The following is a 17,286-nucleotide window of genomic DNA, read 5'->3' on the forward strand; positions in this document are numbered from 1 at the left end:
CAGCCTCACGCTGCTTCGCGGGCTCCCGCCAGCGCGCCCTTGACTGCCTCGAGCGCTTCGGCGCCCTTCGACCCGTCGGGTCCGCCGCCCTGCGCCATGTCCGGGCGGCCGCCGCCACCTTGGCCCCCGAGCACTGCCACGGCCGCCTTGACCAGATCGACCGCACTCAGCCCGAGCCCATCGCTCACGCCTACGGCGACCGACGCACGACCCTCATTGACCGCGACAAGCGCGACCACGCCAGATCCGATCCGCGCTTTGGCCTCATCGACCGCACCGCGCAGCGCCTTGGGGTCGAGACCTTCGAGCACCTGACCGACGAAATTGATGCCGCCCACCTGCTCGGGACCGGCTGGCGCGGCAGCGCCCCCACCGCCCAACGCCAGTGCCTTCTTCGCATCGGCAAGCTCGCGCTCGAGCCGGCGGCGCTCGTCGACCAAAGCAGCGACCCGCGCCGGCACTTCATCAGGCGCGCTCTTGAGCACTGAGGCGGCTTCCTTGAGCCGCTCGTCGCGCGCATTCAACCATTGCCGCGCGCCCTCGCCGGTCAGCGCCTCGATGCGGCGAATACCCGAGGAGACCGCGCTCTCCGAGACGATCTTGAAGATCGCGATGTCACCGGTCGCATTGACGTGGGTGCCGCCGCAAAGCTCGACCGAATAATGCGCCGCGTCGCCCCTGCCCATCGAGAGCACGCGAACCTCGTCGCCATATTTCTCGCCGAACAACGCCATTGCGCCCGCGGCGATCGCATCTTCGGGAGTCATCAGCCGCGTGCCAACCGCCTCGTTGTGGCGGATCTGCGCATTCACATCGGCTTCGACGTCAGCGATGTCCTGCGCACTCAGTGCCGAGGGGTGCGAAAAGTCGAAACGCAGGCGATCGGGTGCGACTAGGCTGCCCTTTTGGGTGACATGGCCACCCAGCCGCCTGCGCAGCGCAGCGTGGAGCAAGTGCGTCGCACTGTGATTGGCGCGGATCTGATCGCGGCGCACGGCGTCGACCGACAGCTTGACCGTGTCGCCGACGGCGATTTCGCCGCTTTCGATCTTTGCATGGTGCGCGTGGAGCCGACCGAGCGGCTTGGACGTATCTTCCACGACGGCGCGCAGCTTGTCGTTGGCGATAACACCGGCGTCGCCCATCTGCCCACCCGATTCGCCGTAGAAGGGCGTCTGGTTGGTGAGGATGGTCACGGCATCCTCGGAACCCGCCCTGTCGACGCGCGCGCCGTCCTTGACCAAAGCGACGACCTGGCCCTCGCCTTCGGTACCATTGTAACCGATGAATTCGGTGCCGCCGAGTGCGTCGGCGATGTCGTACCAGACCTCGTCGCTGGCCTTGTCGCCCGACCCCTTCCACGCCGCGCGCGCGGCGCGTTTCTGCTCGGCCATCGCGGCGTCGAAGCCGTCACGGTCGACCTGAATGCCCTGAGAGCGAAGGGCGTCCTCCGTCAAATCGTACGGGAACCCATAGGTGTCATAGAGTTTGAAAGCCACGTCGCCCGGCAGCACCTTTAGCCCGCCCGATTCAGCCTTGAGTGTGTAATCCTTCAGGAGGCTGAGACCGTTTGCGAGCGTCTGGCGGAACCGCGTCTCCTCCTGAAGCAACGTCGCCTCGATCAACGGCTGCGCGCGGACGAGTTCGGGGTAGGCGGCGCCCATCTCGGCGACGAGGCTCGGCACCATGCGGTGCATCAGCGGGTCCTTGGCGCCGAGCAGATGCGCGTGCCGCATCGCGCGGCGCATGATGCGGCGGAGCACATAGCCGCGACCTTCATTGGCCGGCAGCACGCCATCGGCGACGAGGAAGCCCGAGGCGCGCAGATGGTCGGCGATCACGCGGTGACTCGCCTGGTTGTCCCCGGTGGTCGCCGCGCCGGTGAGCGCGCCGCTCTCGGCAATCAGCGCCTTGAAGGTATCGGTGTCGTAATTGTCGTGAACGCCTTGGAGCACCGCGGCGACGCGCTCGAGCCCCATGCCGGTGTCGATGCTCGGCCGCGGCAGATCGCCTACGATCTCATCATTCTCTTGCAAATATTGCATGAAGACGAGGTTCCAGATCTCGACGAAGCGGTCACCATCCTCCTCGGGCGACCCCGGCGGGCCACCATAAATATGGTCGCCATGATCGTAGAAGATCTCCGAGCAGGGTCCACAGGGACCGTCCGAGCCCATCGCCCAGAAATTGTCTTTGGTCGGGATGCGGATGATGCGGCTCTCAGGCAGGCCGGCGATCTTCTTCCACAGATCGAACGCCTGATCGTCGGTGTGATAGACGGTGGCAGTCAACTTCTCCGCCGGGATACCCCATTCCTTGGTCAGCAGCGTCCACGCATGCGTGATCGCCTGCTCCTTGAAATAGTCGCCGAACGAAAAATTGCCGAGCATCTCGAAAAAGGTGTGGTGCCGGGCGGTATAGCCGACATTGTCGAGATCATTGTGCTTGCCGCCGGCGCGGACGCACTTTTGCGAGCTGGTCGCGATCGAATAAGGGCGCGATTCGAGGCCGGTGAAGACGTTCTTGAACGGCACCATGCCGGCGTTGACGAACATCAGGGTCGGATCGTTGTGCGGCACCAGCGGGGCGCTCGGCACGCGGGCATGACCCTGGCCTTCGAAATAGTCGAGGAAGCTGCGGCGGATATCGTTGGTCGAAGTCATGGCTGCGACTTAGGGGGTCGCGGTGGTTCGCTCAAGCGAAACGCTGCGATCGGCGAAATCGCCGGTAATATCGATCGGGCGATCAGCCTGGCCGCACGCTACGGCCCTGCCGGAAGCGATGGAGGATCTGGTGGCCGTCGCTGCCCTTAAACGGCACAAGGTTGGCGAGGCCCATCCCCACCGAGAGCATCGCAAGGGCGCCAAGCAGCGTGCCCGGCAATGTCTGCGGGCCGACTTTTCCGGCGAGCAGACCGGCGACCAACGCGAGCAACAAGTTCGCCGCAGGACCCGCGGCGGCGATCGCCATGTGCTTGCGCCGTGCGGCGATCCGGTCGAGCGTGTAGGCGACATAACCGCCGAGATCGCCGTGCCCCGCCCGCCACTTCATCCGCAGCTTGCGCGGCCGGAACCGTAGCTCGAAGGGCAATACGACAATGCTATGGACATCGGCACCGAGCCGTCGAGCCGTGGCGGCATGGCCGAGTTCATGGACGAGCACCGCTACGAAAGCGAGCAATGCGTCGATCACGAGCCGCGGTATCAAGCCTGCGGCGCCCGGGAAATAATCGGCCAATATCCCGACGACGCCGAATGCCGTGACCAGGAATATCAGTATCGCAAGCGCGCGCATCACCGAGGCCTAGCCCATCGGCTTGTCTAGCGAAACCGGTGGGGTCGAGAACCATTTCGGCCCCGTCGGGGTCATATAGAAGCAGTCTTCGAGCCGGATGCCGAAGCTGCCCGGGATGTAAATGCCTGGCTCGTTCGAGAAGCACATGCCCGGCGCCAACGGCGTCCTTTCGCCGCGCACGAGGTTGACCGGCTCGTGGCCGTCCATGCCGATGCCGTGGCCGGTGCGGTGCGACAGGCCCGGGAGCCTGTAGTCAGGGCCATAGCCGAGCGAACCGTAGTAACGCCGCACCGCATCGTCGACAGCGCCCGCGTGCGTTCCCACATTCGCCGCCTCCAGCGCGACCTGCTGGCCCCGCGCGACGGTGTCCCAGACCTTGCGTTGCTCAGGGCTCGCCTTGCCGAACACGAAGCTGCGCGACACGTCCGACTGATAGCCCTGAACGGTGCACCCGCAATCCATGAGCACGACCTCGCCGCGGGTGACTTTCTGCGGCTTGCGCGTGCCGTGGGGATAGGCCGCCGCTTCGCCGAGCAGGATCAGGTTGAACTCGACCGCACCGCCGAGCTTGCGCGTCGCCGCCGCCATCAGCGTGGCGATATCGGCATTGGTCATGCCTTCGCGGATGCGCGGGAAGGTCCAGCGATAGGCGGCGATCGTCACATCGGTGGCTAACTGCATCAGCGCGATCTCGGGCGCGGTCTTGATCATGCGGCAGCCGCGCACGACCGGATTGGCCGAGACGATCTTGGCTCCGGGCAAAGCCCCCTTCAGGCCGTCGACCGCGAAATAGCGTACTGTCTCCTCGATCCCGATCGGCCGGGAAGCGAGCTTGCGCTCTTTGAGGAAGTCCGCGACCAGCGCCAGCGGATTCTCGTCCTCCTGCCAGACCCGAATTTCGGCGGAAATACCGAGGCTTTCGCGGACCGAAGGCTCCTCAAAAAAGGGCGTGACGATGCACGCCTCGCCCTCGACCGGCAGGATGGCGGCAGTCAGCCGTTCGCTGCGGCCCCAGCGCACCCCGGTGAAATAGATCATCGAGGAGCCTGGCTCGATCAACACCGCGCCGATCCCCGCAGCCTTCATCAGCGTCTGCGCCCGCGCGATCCGGGCAAGCCGTTCGGCGCGGCCGATCGGCACCGCACCCGTGGTGACGTCGCTAAGCTCCGAAACATCGGGCTCCCCGGCGCGGAGCAGCCCCGGCAGCGCCAGCAGCGGCACCGCGCCGGCCGCCTGGATCAGGGCGCGGCGGCTGAGGCTGGGATGGCGGATCATCGCATAGGCTCCGGCAAATATTGCGTGGACATCCGCGATAGGGTCCTTGACCCGGCGACGACAATCCCCTTCCCTGCCGCGAACTTCTTAGGGGATGTTCGTGGGCAAGCGACTGACGTGGTTCATTATGGCCGGGCTGCTGCTGGGCGGCCTGATCGGCTGGGGGCTCAATGTCGCCTATGACGACGGCACTGCCGCCGGGACCGCGCATCTCGCGGCGATCAGCTATTGGTTCGACATCCCGACCCAGATGTTCCTTCATCTGATCAAGATGATCATCGCGCCGCTCGTGGTCTCGACGCTCGTCGTCGGCATCGCGCATATGGGCGGCACCGGCGCCATCGGGCGCGTGGGGATCAAGGCGTTCCTGTGGTTCGTCACCGCCAGCCTGATCTCGCTGACCCTCGGACTGATCCTCGTCAACCTGCTCCAGCCCGGCGTGGGCCTCAACCTGCCGCTGCCCGACGCCGCGGCATCGAGCGGGATCGACCGCTCGGGCTTCGACGCCGCCAAATTCTTCATTCACATCGTGCCGACCTCGGCGATCGACGCGATGGCCACCAACGACATCCTTCAACTGGTGATCTTCTCGCTGTTCTTCGGCGTCGGCATGGCGGCAGTGGGCGAGAAGGCGGCGCCCTTGCTGCGCGGGCTCGAGGCGCTCGTCTCGGTGATGCTGACCATCACCGGCTATGTCATGCTGTTCGCGCCGATCGCAGTGTTCTGCGCAGTGGCGCGGACACTGGCGACGCGCGGGCTCGGCGTGGTCGGCGACCTGGCTTACTTCATGGCCAGTTTCTACATCGGCCTGTTCGTATTGTGGGCGGTGCTGCTCGGCGCCTGCTTCCTGTTCGTTGGACCGCGGACCGGCAGGCTGCTGCGCTATCTGCGTGATCCGATCCTGCTCGGCTTCTCGACCGCTTCGTCCGAGGCCGCCTATCCACGCACGCTGGAAGCGCTCGACAAGTTCGGAGTGCCGCCGCGGATCGCCAGCTTCGTGCTGCCGCTCGGCTATTCGTTCAACCTCGACGGCTCGATGATGTACATGACGTTCGCGTCGATCTTCATCGCCCAAGCCTATGGCATCCACCTCGACTGGGGGACGATGATCACCATGCTGCTGATGCTGATGATCACCAGCAAGGGCATCGCCGGAGTGCCGCGCGCCAGCCTGGTGGTGATCACCGGCACGCTGGCGCACTTCCAGATCCCCGAGGCCGGCATCCTGCTGATCCTCGCGGTCGACCATTTCCTCGACATGGGCCGGACTGCGACCAATGTGATCGGGAACGCGGTGGCCGCCACCGTGGTGGCGCGCTGGGAGGGGCAACTCGACGCACCGCAGGATCCCGACGAGACGATCGTGCTGCCAAAGGCACCGCTGCCGGGCGACGAGGATCGGTTCGAGGATTACGGCAAGCACTGAGAGGAGCGCCGGGCTTAAATTGACTCGGTTTGCGGAAACGCGATTGATTCCGTAACTTTCTTGCGCGGCTTTTCCGAAGTTTTCGGGGGCTTAACGACCGAGTCAAAGAGCGGCCGGGTTGCCGGCGTTACGAGGCAAGCAGACGAAATCCTACATTGCAAGCCCGCGCGTAGAAGGCGTCGTCGGACCACAGCCTGATCCGGTTCCTGGAACCAACCAACTTGTTCCCGTCGAAGCCCGGGGGTCCAGCTCCAGCGATGTTCTCGGCACCCCACCGGGGGCCGCTGTGCCGCCAGAGAAGGAAAGCGGCTCCAGCTTCTCACCAGCCGCCTGGTGAACCCCGGCACAAGGCCGGGGTGACGAAGTCAGGCACCGCCCTTCAGAAGCTTGCTACTGGCTGTCGGCCTGCGCCGGGGAACAGTTTCGAGGTTCGATCACCCGCTCAGGCATAAGCATAGGGACCGCCAGCTTTCAGCGCAGCTTGATAGGCCGGCCGGGCGTGGATCTTCTGGAGCCAGGCGGCGATGTGCGGGCGGCCCTCGGTGGCGCCGGCGCGAGTGACCGCGGCTTCGAGCGGGAAGCTCATCATCACGTCGGCGGCGGTGAAGTCCTTGCCCGCGAGCCACGGACGGGCCGCGAGCTCGGCCTCGACATAGTCGAGATGAACGTCAATCATCGGCTGGAACTTCTTCTGCGCCGCCTTGCCGAACAACGGCACGCGGCTGAGCACCAATTTAGTGAACAGAGGCGGCATCAGCGAGCCCTCGGCATAATGGAGGAAATGACGATAGCGCAGCGCATCCTCGCGATGCGCCGGCGCGCCGAGACGACCATCGCCCTTCTCGACCAGATATTCGACGATCGCGCCGGTCTCGGCGATAACCACGCCGTCATCGTCGATTACCGGCGATTTGCCGAGCGGGTGGACCTGCCGCAACTCGGGCGGGGCGAGCATCGTCGTCTTGTTCCTCGTGTAGCGCTTGACCGTATAAGGGAGCGCGAGCTCCTCGATCAGCCAGAGGATACGCTGCGAGCGTGAATTCTCGAGGTGGTGGACAGTGATCATGTTGGATTCTCTTCCCTCAATTTCACGCTTTTCACGGCGAATCGGCAATCAAGTTGCGCCCGAACGCAACAAACCGAAAGACCCGGCGCAGGGCAATGCGCCGGGTCTTCCGATGGGAGAGGCTCCCGTGACTGCGCTCGAAATGAGACCATGCCGGCGCGGCCTAAGTTGACACCAGGTTGACACTATCGCGCACGCGCTCAGATATCGTCGTCCGGCTCGGGGCCGGCCATCAGCCCCTCGGCAACCTGATCGGTGCGCGCACGGATCGCGGTCTCGAGCCGGGTGCAGAGTTCGGGATTTTCCTTGAGGAAAGTCTTCGAATTCTCGCGGCCCTGGCCGATGCGGATGCTGTCATAGCTGAACCATGCGCCCGATTTCTCGACGAGGCCCGCCTTGACGCCGAGATCGAGAATCTCGCCGATCTTGGAGATGCCCTGGCCGTACATGATGTCGAACTCGACCTGCTTGAACGGCGGAGCGACCTTGTTCTTGACCACCTTCACCCGCGTGGCATTGCCGATGATCTCGTCGCGGTCCTTGATCTGACCGGTGCGGCGGATGTCGAGACGGACCGATGCGTAGAATTTCAGCGCGTTGCCGCCGGTAGTGGTCTCCGGATTGCCGTACATCACGCCGATCTTCATGCGCAGCTGATTGATGAAGATCACCATGCAGCGCGAGCGGCTGATCGAGCCGGTGAGCTTGCGCAGGCTCTGCGACATCAGCCGGGCCTGCAGGCCGACATGGCTGTCCCCCATCTCGCCTTCGATTTCGGCGCGCGGCACCAAAGCCGCGACCGAATCGATGACCAGCACGTCGATCGCGTTCGAACGGACCAAAGTGTCGACAATCTCGAGCGCCTGCTCGCCAGTGTCGGGCTGCGAGACGATCAGTTCGTCGATATTGACCCCGAGCTTCTTGGCATAGACCGGGTCGAGCGCATGCTCGGCATCGACGAACGCCGCGGTGCCGCCGCCGCGCTGCGCCTCGGCAATGACATGGAGGGCGAGCGTGGTCTTGCCCGAGCTTTCCGGGCCATAGACTTCGATGACGCGGCCGCGCGGCAAGCCGCCGACGCCGAGCGCGATATCGAGCCCGAGGCTGCCGGTCGAAATCGTCTCGACCTGCATCGTTTCCTTCGAGCCGAGGCGCATCGCGCTGCCCTTGCCGAAGGCGCGGTCGATTTGCGCGAGGGCGGCTTCGAGCGCCTTCTGCTTGTCCGTGGATACTGCCATGTTGCCGTCGATCACCTTGAGGGAAGCTGCCATTTTCGTATCCCGTCGCTAGAGGGTTTGACCCTGCCGTTCAACTCGTCTGTGCAGCATGTACAGCATTTGTTCTCGCGGAACAAGAGGAGAACTTTCGTTCTTCTTCATGCCGGCGGAAGGCCGCGATATCGTGCCCCGAGCTGTACCGCCGCGAGGCGCGCGGGCTCCGCTCCGGCCTGCGCCTTCGCCTGAGGTCCCGGCTTTCGTCGGGATGACGGTTAAGGGGCTAGCCGCGTCTCTACGCACCACCAGCCCGGGCGCGCCACGCGCGACGCGGCATCGGCACATGCCTCGACACTCTCGAACAGCGCGAAGCAAGTTGCGCCCGAGCCCGACATGCGCGCGAGAGTGACGCCATGCTGGGCGGCGAGCGTTTCGAGCACTTCGCCGATCACCGGAGCGATCTCGCGCGCCGGCGCTTCGAGATCGTTGCGCCCGGCCAGCGGATCAGCGTCGAGCGGGCCGTGATCCACGCCGTCCCAGCGACGGAAGACTTCGGCAGTGGATACCGCGACGCCGGGGTTTATCAGCAGCACCGGGGTCCCGGGCATCCCCACGACGGGGGCGAGCTGTTCGCCCCTGCCCCGGCCCAAAGCGGTCTTGCCCAGCAGGCACGCAGGGACGTCCGAACCGAGGCGATCGGCGATGGCGAAGAGCCGCGGATCGTCGAGCGCCACGTCGTGGAACCGGGCGAGCGCACGCAGCGTCGCAGCTGCATCGGCCGAGCCGCCGCCGATGCCCGAGGCGACCGGCAGATGCTTCTCCAGCTCGATCGCGTGCGCGCCGCCGCCGAAGGTCTCCGCGAAGCGGGCCGCCGCGCGCGTGACGAGATTGTCCCCTTCCCCGGCGAGCGCGGCGGCGAACGGGCCGGTGACGCGGAATGCCGGTGCTTCGGCGGGCGCCACGCGCAGCACGTCGCCGACCTCCACGAACGCGAACAAGGTCTCGAGTTCGTGATAGCCGTCGGGGCGGCGGGCGCGGACATGGAGCGCCAGGTTGAGCTTGGCGCGCGCGATCTCGGTCAGCATCAATTCGTCCGCGGCTTCAATCCATGCGCGAGCTTGCCCTCGAGCCGAGTGTTCGCATCGTTTTCCGCAGTGAGCGTCGCCGCGCGCCACGCATAGCGCGCCTCGTAATGCCGGCCGAGGCGCCAATAGGCATCGCCGAGATGCTCGTTGGCGCGCGCGGCCGACGGATCGCCCTTCACTGCCTGTTCGAGCAACGGCAGCGCCCTGATCACGTCACCGCGCTGGAACAGCGCCCAGGCGAGCGAATCGGCGATCTCGGCATCTTCCGGTTTGAGCGCGCGGGCGCGTTCGAGCAGCGCCTGCGCCTCGGCGAGATTCTCGCCGCGCGCGACCTGCGCGTAGCCGAGATATTTGAGCGCGGGGGCCTGTTCGGGGCCCAGAACAACTGCGCGCTGGAGCGCAGGCAGCGCTTCGCTCCACCGCCCGGCGCGATCGAGCGCGCGGCCCTGGAGATAATGGAGCATCCAATTGCCCTCGCCGCCGGTGCGGCCGATCGCTGCGGCATAGGCTTGGGCGGCCTGATCGAAGCGCCCGAGATCGACGAGCATGTCGCCCCAGGTCTCGCTGTCGGCGCTCGTCGCGCGCGCGTCGCCGGCCAACCTTTCGGCGAGCGGGAGCGCCTCAGGCACCCGGCCGGCCCGGCGCAGCGCCGCCACGCGGCCGGCGGCCGCGCCGCGCTCGAAGGGGCTGTTCTTGCGCACTTCGGCGAGGACGCCGAGCGCGAGATCGTGCGACCCGCCTTCCGAAAGCGCCTCGGCAAGGAACAGCCGGGCGCGATCGTCGCGCGGATCGAGCAGCAATGCGGCGCGCGTGAGCAGCACCGACAGCGGCTGCATGTCTTCGCCGGCGATCTCGACCGCGAGTTCGAGGAACATGCGCGCGGCGCCGAACGCGGCACCGGGCTTGCCGTTCTTGCCGAACTGTTTCTGGAGCCGGGTGAACTCGACGCGCCCGCCGGCGAGCAGCCGCTTCGCCTGATCGCGCGCGCCACTTCGGCCGAGCAGCAAGGCGGCGTCGATGCGGGCATCGTCGCTGTCCCTCGCGGCGAGCTCCACTGCGAGCGCGGCCATCGCCTCGTTGGTGCGTTTCGCGGCGATGAGCAGCAGCACGCGGTGGCGGCTGGTGTAGCGGCGCGCGAGCGCGTCGCCGGGCGCGGCATCGAGTTGCGCGACTGCGTCCTCACCGCGATCGAAAGCCAGCCACGCCTTGAGCGCGGGCGCGAGGAAATCGAAAGGCCCCCTGGCGATCAGCTCCGCGGCGCGTCCGGCACCGGCCGGGTCGCGGTTCTTCAGCGCAATCGCAAAGGCGAGCAATGCAGTATCGGGCGGCGCCACCCCGGCCTTGACCAGCGTCGCACCGGCCCGGCTGGCAAGGGCATAATCGCCGACCGCGAGCGCCTGACGATAGGCGCGCATCGCGACAACCTCGTCCCCGGGCGCGGCAGTCATCGCCTCGGCATAGCCCGCCGAGGCCGCCTGCCCCGCGCCCGCCGCATCGGCGGCGCGGGCACGGACATAGGCCGCGGGATCAGGCGCGGCGTGCGCGAGCGGCGCCCCGGCGAGGAGCAGCGCCAGAGCGAGGCTACATGTTCGGGTAATTGGGCCCGCCGCCGCCTTCGGGGACCACCCAATTGATGTTCTGGGTGGGGTCCTTGATGTCGCAGGTCTTGCAGTGGACGCAATTCTGCGCGTTGATCTGGAAGCGCAGATCATCGCCTTCTCCAACGACCTCGTACACACCCGCCGGACAGTAACGCTGCGCCGGCTCGGCGTATACCGGGAGATTGTACCCGATCGGGATATCCGGGTCCTTGAGCGTCAGATGGACCGGCTGGTCCTCCTCGTGATTGGTGTTCGAGACGAACACCGAAGAGAGACGGTCGAAGGTCAGCACGCCGTCGGGCTTGGGATATTCGATCGGAGTGGCGTGACTGGCGTGCCACAGGCTCTCATGATCTGGGTGGTGCTTCATCGTGAACGGCCAGCGCAGCCCGAGCAGTTCCATCCACATCGCCGCGCCCGAGAAGATCGTGCCCCAGGTGTCGCCGAATTTCTTGACGAGGGGCACGACGTTGCGGACGCCGCGCAGCTCCTTCTCGACCCAGCTGGTCTGATAGGCTTCGGGGTAAGCAGTGAGCTCGTCGCTGGCGCGACCGGCCTGAACCGCGGCGAAGGCGGCTTCGGCAGCCATCATCCCGGACTTCATCGCAGTGTGAGTGCCTTTGATCCGCGGCACGTTGAGGAAGCCGGCGGTGTCGCCGATCAATGCCGCGCCGGGCATGACCAATTTAGGGACCGACTGCCAGCCACCGTCGCTGATCGCGCGGGCGCCATAGGAGACGCGCTTGGCGCCCTGCAAGATTTCGGCGATCACTGGATGGGTCTTCCAGCGCTGCATCTCGTGGAAAGGCGAGAGATACGGGTTCTTGTAATTGAGCCAGACGACGAAACCGAGCGCCACCTGTCCGTCGGCCTGGTGATAGAGGAAGCCGCCGCCGTTAGACTCGCCTTCCTTGAGCGGCCAGCCCTGGGTGTGGATGACCTTGCCCGGGACGTGCTTCGCCGGGTCCACGTCCCAGAGTTCCTTGATACCGATGCCGTAGACTTGCGGATCGGCATCCCTGCACAGCTCGAACTGGCGCTGGAGTTGCTTGGAGAGGTGCCCGCGGACGCCTTCGCCGAACAGAGTATATTTTGCATGGAGTTCGAGGCCGGGGGCGTAATCGGGCTTGTGCGTGCCGTCGCGCGCGACACCCATGTCGCCGGTGGCGACACCCTTCACGCTGCCATCTTCGTTGTAGAGAATCTCGGCGGCGGCGAAGCCGGGGAAGATCTCGACGCCGAGTTCCTCGGCCTTGCTCGCCAGCCAGCGGCAGAGATTGCCCAGCGATCCGGTATAGGTGCCCTTGTTGTGGAGGTAAGGCGGGGTGAGGAATTCGGGGAAGCTCGACTTGCTCTTCTCGCTCAGTACCCAATGGTGGTTCTCGGTGACCGGCGTGGCGGCGAGCGGACAGCCGTCGTCGCGCCAGTCGGGCAGCAGCTCGTCGAGCGCGCGCGGATCGACCACGGCACCCGAAAGAATGTGCGCGCCGACCTCCGAGCCTTTCTCGAGGATGCACACCGAAAGCTCCTGGCCGCCCTCGGCTGCCAGCTGCTTGAGCCGGATCGCCGCGGCAAGGCCCGAGGGGCCTGCGCCGACGATCACGACATCATAGGGCATCGACTCCCGTTCGCTCATCCTCTTAATCCCTTGCGAGTCGTTCAAGTGGACGTAGGGTCGCGCCTGTCGTCGCGCGTCCGCAACGTCCTGTCTGCTTGCGATTGGAGGCAGATTGACCGCGGCGTCAACAAGGATTCAAAGAGTCGGTATGGGAGGGGAGAAGGTCCAGGATTGGCAGAAGCTGGCGGCGAGCGCGCTCGAATGGTGGCGCGACGCCGGCGTCGACATGCTCGTCGAGGACGAAGCGCGCGACTGGCTGGCCCGGACGCCCCCGCCCGCGCAGACCGCGGAAGCGCAAGCTGCCGTAGCGGAACCCGTGGCCGAGGCGCTGCCCGACACGCTCGAGGCGTTCGTCGCATGGCGGCTGGGCGCTGCGGCGCCTGAGGCGGGATGGCACGCGCCGCGGCTCGGTCCGACCGGGCCGGCGGATGCCGAATGGGTGTTCGTCACCGACGTTCCCGAAGCCGAGGATTCCGAGGTTCTCCTGTCCGGACCGGCGGGGCGATTGCTCGACAGGATGCTCGCCGCAGTGGGGCAGCGCCGCGAATCGGTCCATCTGCTGCCGCTCGCCTGGGCACGCCCGGTGACCGGGCGGATCGCGCCCGACGACGAGGCGCGCCTGCTCGAACTGGCGCGGCATCATCTGACGTTGCTCGCCCCCAAGCGGCTGTTTTTACTCGGGCAATCGGCGAGCCGTGTACTGGTTGAGACGAACGGGGAATCCCTAACAAATCCTATACGCGTCGTTAACCATTTCGGTGCAAAGACAGTTGCGGTGGCGAGTTACCATCCCCGCTTCCTGCTGGAGCGGCCGGTCGCCAAAGGCGAAGCCTGGAAGCATCTGCTGCTTTTGAGCAGGGGGACAACCGAGTGATCAAGCGTACCATCATCGCCGCGGCCTTGCTCGCGCTGCCGGCGACTGCCCAAGCCGACGATCTGACCGCCGATGGCCGCGCGGGTGCCCCCGCCGCGGCGCGTGACGGCGACGGCGTGCCCGACCAGCTCGATGCCGAACAGCGCAGCGGCTATCGCAAGGTCTTCGCGGCGATCCGCGCCGGGCAATGGACCGATGCGCAACTCCTGCTCGATTCGATGAAGCCGGGGCCGCTGCACGCATTGGCGCGCGCCGAGATCTACACCGCCAAGGAGTCGCCCAAGGTCGAGCTTTCGGCGATCATGACTCTGCTCACCGAGGCCCCCGATCTGCCGCAGGCCGAGCAACTCGTGCGGATGGCCAAGGCACGGGGCGCGATGGACACCCCCTCGCTTCCCGCCGCCCAGCGGCTGATCTGGTTCGACGGCGCGCCGGTCCGCCAGCGCGCGCGTTCGATCAAGAGCGACACTGCGGCGACGTCCGTGGCGATCGAAATCAATCCCTTCGTCAAGGCCGATGACGGCCTGCAGGCCGAAGCCGTGGTCGAGAAATTCGCGGCCGATCTCACGCCCGAGGCGCTGACCGAATGGCAGCAGAAGGTCGCGTGGATCTATTATGTCGCCGGCGACGACACCAATGCCCGCCGCATCGCCGAGAAGGCGCAGCTGGGCACGGGCGCATGGGTCGGCCAGGCCGATTGGGTCGCAGGGCTCGCGACGTGGCGGCAAGGCGATTGCAACGCTTCGGCCGACGCATTCGAGCGCGTCGCGACCCGGGCCACCGACACCGAATTGCGTTCCGCGGGCTTCTATTGGGCCTCGCGTGCCGACATGGCGTGCGGCCGGCCGGAGAAGGTCAGCGGCCGGCTCAAGGCCGCGGCCCAGTTCGGCGAAACTTATTACGGGCTGCTTGCCAAGGCGGCGCTCGGCATCCAGGACAAGCCCACCAAGGGCGAGCGCTTCGTCGCCGAGGATTGGCGTGCACTTGAACGCCGGCCCAATGTCCGCGTCGCCGCCGCGCTCTCCGAGATCGACGAGAACGGACTCGCCAACGAAGTGCTGCGCCACCAGGCCAGGTTCTGCACGCCGGGCGACCACGCGGCGCTGAGCCGCCTCGCCGGCCGGCTCAACCTTGCCGCGACCCAGCTGTGGCTCTCGCACAACGGCCCCGCCGGCGCGCAGCCGCTGGTGCAGGCACGCTACCCTTCGCCCAACTGGACTCCGGCGGGCGGCTGGCGCGTCGACAAGGCTTTGGTGTTCGCGCACACGCTGCAGGAATCGCGTTTCAACGCCGAGGTGCGCAGCGCGGCGGGCGCGATGGGGCTGATGCAGGTCAAGACCGGCGCCGCCACCGATGTCGGCCGCCGCCACGGCGTGACCTATGCCGCGAGCGACCTGACCAAGCCCTCGGTCAACATGGAGATCGGCCAGTCCTATCTCGAGCAATTGCGCGACCAGCCCTTCACCGGCGGGCTGCTGCCCAAGGTGATCGCCGCGTACAATGCCGGGCCGACTCCGGTCGCCTTGTGGAACACCATGAGCAAGGACAATGGCGACCCCCTGCTCTACATCGAGAGCATCCCGTATTGGGAGACGCGCGGCTATGTGATGACCGTGCTGCGCAATTACTGGATGTACGAGAACCAGGAAGGCCGCGCCTCGACGAGCCGTTCGGCGCTGACCCAGGGGCTGTGGCCCAAATTCCCCGGACTGCCGGGCGCCAAGGCCGTAAAGGTCGGCGCGCGGATCACTTCGCGGCTTCCGGCCAGTACCCAGGTCGCGCGTGGCAATTGACGAGACCATCGCGTTCCGGCCGGTCCGGATCGCGGTGCTCACGGTCTCCGACACGCGCAATTTGCAGGACGACCGCTCGGGCGACCGGCTGGTCGAACGGCTGACCGGCGCGGGGCACGAACTCGCCGATCGGGCAATCGTCCGCGACGATGTCGAGACGATCGTCAGCCGGCTCCATGGCTGGATCGACGATCCGCAAATCGACGTGATCCTCACTACCGGCGGCACCGGGGTGACCGGGCGCGACATCACGCCAGAGGCGCTGGCCCGCGTCCGGGACAAGGAGATTCCGGGCTTCGGCGAGCTGTTCCGCTGGCTGAGCTATCAGACGATCGGCACGTCGACGATCCAGTCGCGCGCAACCGCGGGGGTGGCGCGCGGAACCTATATCTTCGCGCTGCCGGGATCGACCGGCGCAGTCACCGACGCGTGGGACGGGATCCTCGCCAGCCAGCTCGACATCCGCCACAAGCCCTGCAACTTCGTCGAGCTGATGCCGCGGCTGATGGAGCGGTAAATCCAATCCTCCCCCCGCTGCGCGAGGGAGATCTAGTTACTTCGCCGGCTTGTCGGCCTTCGCATCCGGAAGATTCAGCTCCTCCTTGAAGAAGCTGCCAAGCTCGCTGAGCTGCGAGTTCCACCAATCGATAACGTCGGCGAAGTTCGTCGCGTTGAGCCCGCCCATCGTCGACACATCATAAGCGACGCCGAATTGCTGATCTTTGCGGACCGAGGCCTGGAGGAAGCGCTTCTTCGCATTCCATTTGTCGGCCAGCGCGGGCGTGTTCTCGGGCGCCTTTTCGAACAGCGTCTCGAAGCGCAGCGAATCGCAGTTCTTGTTCGCCTCGCAGCCATAGAAATAGACGTCGAAATGATAAGAGGATTCGTCGCTCTCGATCATCGGATCGCCCTCGCCGTCCTTGCTCAGCTTGGGCTTGAGCCCCGCCTTTTCCATCGCCGCCATCACCGTCTGCGGATTGCTCGCACAGATCAGCCCGGCGCCGCAGGGCCTGGCGTCCTCGGCCAGAGCAGGCACGGAAAGGCCTAGCGCGGACAGGCCGATGCCAACGAACATATACAGGCGCATCAATTTATTTCCCCCGAGTAGAGAAGCTGCGGTTCATTGCGCGGCAGCAGGTGTCTTTTTCGCCCGCTCGGCTTCCTCCTTGTCGAGGAATTCCGACAGATTTTCGGTCATCACGTTCCACCAATCGATCAGATCGGCGAAATTGGCCTTGGTAAGCTTGCCCACGGTCGCGATATCGAGGTGCATCCCGAGATCGCCGACATCGTCGATCTCGACCCTGACGAAGCGCTTGCGGCTATTCCAGCGATTGGCGAGGTCGGCAGTAAATTCGGGCTTCTTCTTGTACCAGCCGTAGAACTGGATCGAGCCGCAGCCATCGGCCGGTTCGCAATTGTAGAAGTTGACCGTGAATGGCGCGCCATTGGCTGCGCTGTTGATATATGAATCTCCGTCCTTCGTTTTGGCGATCTCGGCCTTGTAGCCGGCGTCCTGCAATGCCTTGGCGACGCCGTGGGGGGTGCTGAGATCGAGAAGCGCCTCCTGCGCTGCCGCCGGCAGCGGCGCAGCGAGAAGCATCAGGCTAGCAAACCAGGCCGATCGCATGAATGTCCCCTCGAAACCGCGCATTCCCTGCCAAGCAATGCGCGGCAACGCAATCGGACTATTCGTGCCCGGGCTCGTTGACGAACACGCCAAGGACATTGCCCGCCGGATCGCGAAAGTGGAAGCGCCGCCCGCCTGGAAAAGCGAAGATCGGCACCGTCACTTCGCCGCCCGCCGCGACCACGCTGTCGAGCGCGGCCTCGAGATCCTCCACCTCGACGATCGGCAGCAGCTGCGTGATCGCGTCGTCGCTGCCGTCAAGCCCGAGATCGACATCGCCGCCGGTCGTCGCCGAATAATCGGGGCCGAAATCGGTAAATGCCCAGCCGAACGCCTTCGCATAGAAATCCCGCGTCTCGCCGACGCGCTTCACCGGCAATTCGACATAACTGATCCGTGCCATCAATACC

At 65.9% G+C, this 17,286-nt stretch carries 15 protein-coding genes; 4 read left to right on the forward strand and 11 right to left on the reverse strand.

Annotated elements, in window-relative coordinates; translation table 11 throughout:
* Positions 1-5: 5 nt before the first annotated feature.
* The 3 genes from alaS to CVN68_RS05410 form a co-directional block, all read right to left on the reverse strand.
* Entirely contained in the window at positions 6-2,663 is a 2,658-nt protein-coding gene (alaS, locus tag CVN68_RS05400) for an alanine--tRNA ligase (protein ID WP_100281295.1), read from the reverse strand.
* 82 nt (positions 2,664-2,745) lie between these two features.
* Positions 2,746-3,294, reverse strand: a complete 549-nt coding sequence (locus CVN68_RS05405; protein ID WP_100281296.1) for a site-2 protease family protein — start codon at positions 3,292-3,294, stop codon at positions 2,746-2,748.
* A 9-nt stretch (positions 3,295-3,303) separates the two neighbouring features.
* The gene (locus CVN68_RS05410) at positions 3,304-4,569 is read right to left on the reverse strand and encodes a M24 family metallopeptidase (protein ID WP_100281297.1); all 1,266 of its coding nucleotides are present in this window, start codon (positions 4,567-4,569) and stop codon (positions 3,304-3,306) included.
* 100 nt (positions 4,570-4,669) lie between these two features.
* Here CVN68_RS05410 and CVN68_RS05415 point away from each other — a divergent pair, with 100 nt between their 5' ends.
* Positions 4,670-5,995 (forward strand): dicarboxylate/amino acid:cation symporter, encoded by a 1,326-nt coding sequence (locus CVN68_RS05415; protein WP_100284222.1) that lies wholly within the window; start codon positions 4,670-4,672, stop codon positions 5,993-5,995.
* Positions 5,996-6,437: 442 nt separating this feature from the next.
* Here CVN68_RS05415 and CVN68_RS05420 read toward each other — a convergent pair whose 3' ends face one another.
* The 5 genes from CVN68_RS05420 to CVN68_RS05440 form a co-directional block, all read right to left on the reverse strand.
* A complete protein-coding gene (locus CVN68_RS05420) occupies positions 6,438-7,061 on the reverse strand; it encodes a glutathione S-transferase family protein (RefSeq protein ID WP_100281298.1) in 624 nt (207 codons plus the stop codon).
* Positions 7,062-7,261: 200 nt separating this feature from the next.
* Positions 7,262-8,332, reverse strand: a complete 1,071-nt coding sequence (recA, locus tag CVN68_RS05425; protein ID WP_100281299.1) for a recombinase RecA — start codon at positions 8,330-8,332, stop codon at positions 7,262-7,264.
* A gap of 218 nt (positions 8,333-8,550) precedes the next feature.
* The gene (locus tag CVN68_RS05430) at positions 8,551-9,360 is read right to left on the reverse strand and encodes a 4-(cytidine 5'-diphospho)-2-C-methyl-D-erythritol kinase (RefSeq protein WP_100281300.1); all 810 of its coding nucleotides are present in this window, start codon (positions 9,358-9,360) and stop codon (positions 8,551-8,553) included.
* A complete protein-coding gene (locus tag CVN68_RS05435; RefSeq protein ID WP_100281301.1) occupies positions 9,360-10,808 on the reverse strand; it encodes a tetratricopeptide repeat protein in 1,449 nt (482 codons plus the stop codon). Before CVN68_RS05435 ends, CVN68_RS05430 begins: the two co-directional genes overlap by 1 nt.
* Positions 10,809-10,941: 133 nt before the next feature.
* Complete coding sequence (locus tag CVN68_RS05440; RefSeq protein WP_100281302.1) at positions 10,942-12,597, reverse strand: electron transfer flavoprotein-ubiquinone oxidoreductase; 1,656 nt, start codon at positions 12,595-12,597, stop codon at positions 10,942-10,944.
* 130 nt (positions 12,598-12,727) lie between these two features.
* Between CVN68_RS05440 and CVN68_RS05445 the strand changes: the two genes are divergently transcribed.
* The 3 genes from CVN68_RS05445 to moaB are packed head-to-tail and all read left to right on the forward strand — an operon-like array spanning position 12,728 to position 15,763.
* The gene (locus CVN68_RS05445) at positions 12,728-13,453 is read left to right on the forward strand and encodes a uracil-DNA glycosylase family protein (RefSeq protein WP_100281303.1); all 726 of its coding nucleotides are present in this window, start codon (positions 12,728-12,730) and stop codon (positions 13,451-13,453) included.
* On the forward strand, positions 13,450-15,246 hold the full coding sequence (locus tag CVN68_RS05450; RefSeq protein WP_233503591.1) for a lytic transglycosylase domain-containing protein: 1,797 nt from the start codon (positions 13,450-13,452) through the stop codon (positions 15,244-15,246). Before CVN68_RS05445 ends, CVN68_RS05450 begins: the two co-directional genes overlap by 4 nt.
* Complete coding sequence (gene moaB, locus CVN68_RS05455; RefSeq protein ID WP_100281304.1) at positions 15,236-15,763, forward strand: molybdenum cofactor biosynthesis protein B; 528 nt, start codon at positions 15,236-15,238, stop codon at positions 15,761-15,763. Before CVN68_RS05450 ends, moaB begins: the two co-directional genes overlap by 11 nt.
* A gap of 36 nt (positions 15,764-15,799) precedes the next feature.
* Here the strand turns inward: moaB and CVN68_RS05460 are convergent, their stop codons facing one another.
* The 3 genes from CVN68_RS05460 to CVN68_RS05470 form a co-directional block, all read right to left on the reverse strand.
* Positions 15,800-16,333, reverse strand: coding sequence for a YbjN domain-containing protein (locus CVN68_RS05460; protein ID WP_199560217.1), 534 nt, complete (start codon positions 16,331-16,333; stop codon positions 15,800-15,802).
* 33 nt (positions 16,334-16,366) lie between these two features.
* The gene (locus tag CVN68_RS05465) at positions 16,367-16,849 is read right to left on the reverse strand and encodes a YbjN domain-containing protein (protein WP_158298747.1); all 483 of its coding nucleotides are present in this window, start codon (positions 16,847-16,849) and stop codon (positions 16,367-16,369) included.
* 85 nt (positions 16,850-16,934) lie between these two features.
* On the reverse strand, positions 16,935-17,279 hold the full coding sequence (locus CVN68_RS05470) for a VOC family protein (RefSeq protein WP_100284224.1): 345 nt from the start codon (positions 17,277-17,279) through the stop codon (positions 16,935-16,937).
* Between the last annotated feature and the right edge of the window lie 7 nt (positions 17,280-17,286).

This window comes from Sphingomonas psychrotolerans (genome assembly GCF_002796605.1).
Lineage (GTDB): Bacteria > Pseudomonadota > Alphaproteobacteria > Sphingomonadales > Sphingomonadaceae > Sphingomonas > Sphingomonas psychrotolerans.

Coding starts and splice junctions, on each gene's coding strand:
- alaS (WP_100281295.1), bottom strand. CDS start 2,663: ATGACTTCGACCAACGATATCCGCCGCAGCTTCCTCGACTATTTCGAA.
- CVN68_RS05405 (WP_100281296.1), bottom strand. CDS start 3,294: ATGCGCGCGCTTGCGATACTGATATTCCTGGTCACGGCATTCGGCGTC.
- CVN68_RS05410 (WP_100281297.1), bottom strand. CDS start 4,569: ATGATCCGCCATCCCAGCCTCAGCCGCCGCGCCCTGATCCAGGCGGCC.
- CVN68_RS05420 (WP_100281298.1), bottom strand. CDS start 7,061: ATGATCACTGTCCACCACCTCGAGAATTCACGCTCGCAGCGTATCCTC.
- recA (WP_100281299.1), bottom strand. CDS start 8,332: ATGGCAGCTTCCCTCAAGGTGATCGACGGCAACATGGCAGTATCCACG.
- CVN68_RS05430 (WP_100281300.1), bottom strand. CDS start 9,360: ATGCTGACCGAGATCGCGCGCGCCAAGCTCAACCTGGCGCTCCATGTC.
- CVN68_RS05435 (WP_100281301.1), bottom strand. CDS start 10,808: ATGACTGCCGCGCCCGGGGACGAGGTTGTCGCGATGCGCGCCTATCGT.
- CVN68_RS05440 (WP_100281302.1), bottom strand. CDS start 12,597: ATGAGCGAACGGGAGTCGATGCCCTATGATGTCGTGATCGTCGGCGCA.
- CVN68_RS05445 (WP_100281303.1), top strand. CDS start 12,728: ATGGGAGGGGAGAAGGTCCAGGATTGGCAGAAGCTGGCGGCGAGCGCG.
- CVN68_RS05460 (WP_199560217.1), bottom strand. CDS start 16,333: ATGCGCCTGTATATGTTCGTTGGCATCGGCCTGTCCGCGCTAGGCCTT.
- CVN68_RS05465 (WP_158298747.1), bottom strand. CDS start 16,849: ATGCTTCTCGCTGCGCCGCTGCCGGCGGCAGCGCAGGAGGCGCTTCTC.
- CVN68_RS05470 (WP_100284224.1), bottom strand. CDS start 17,279: ATGGCACGGATCAGTTATGTCGAATTGCCGGTGAAGCGCGTCGGCGAG.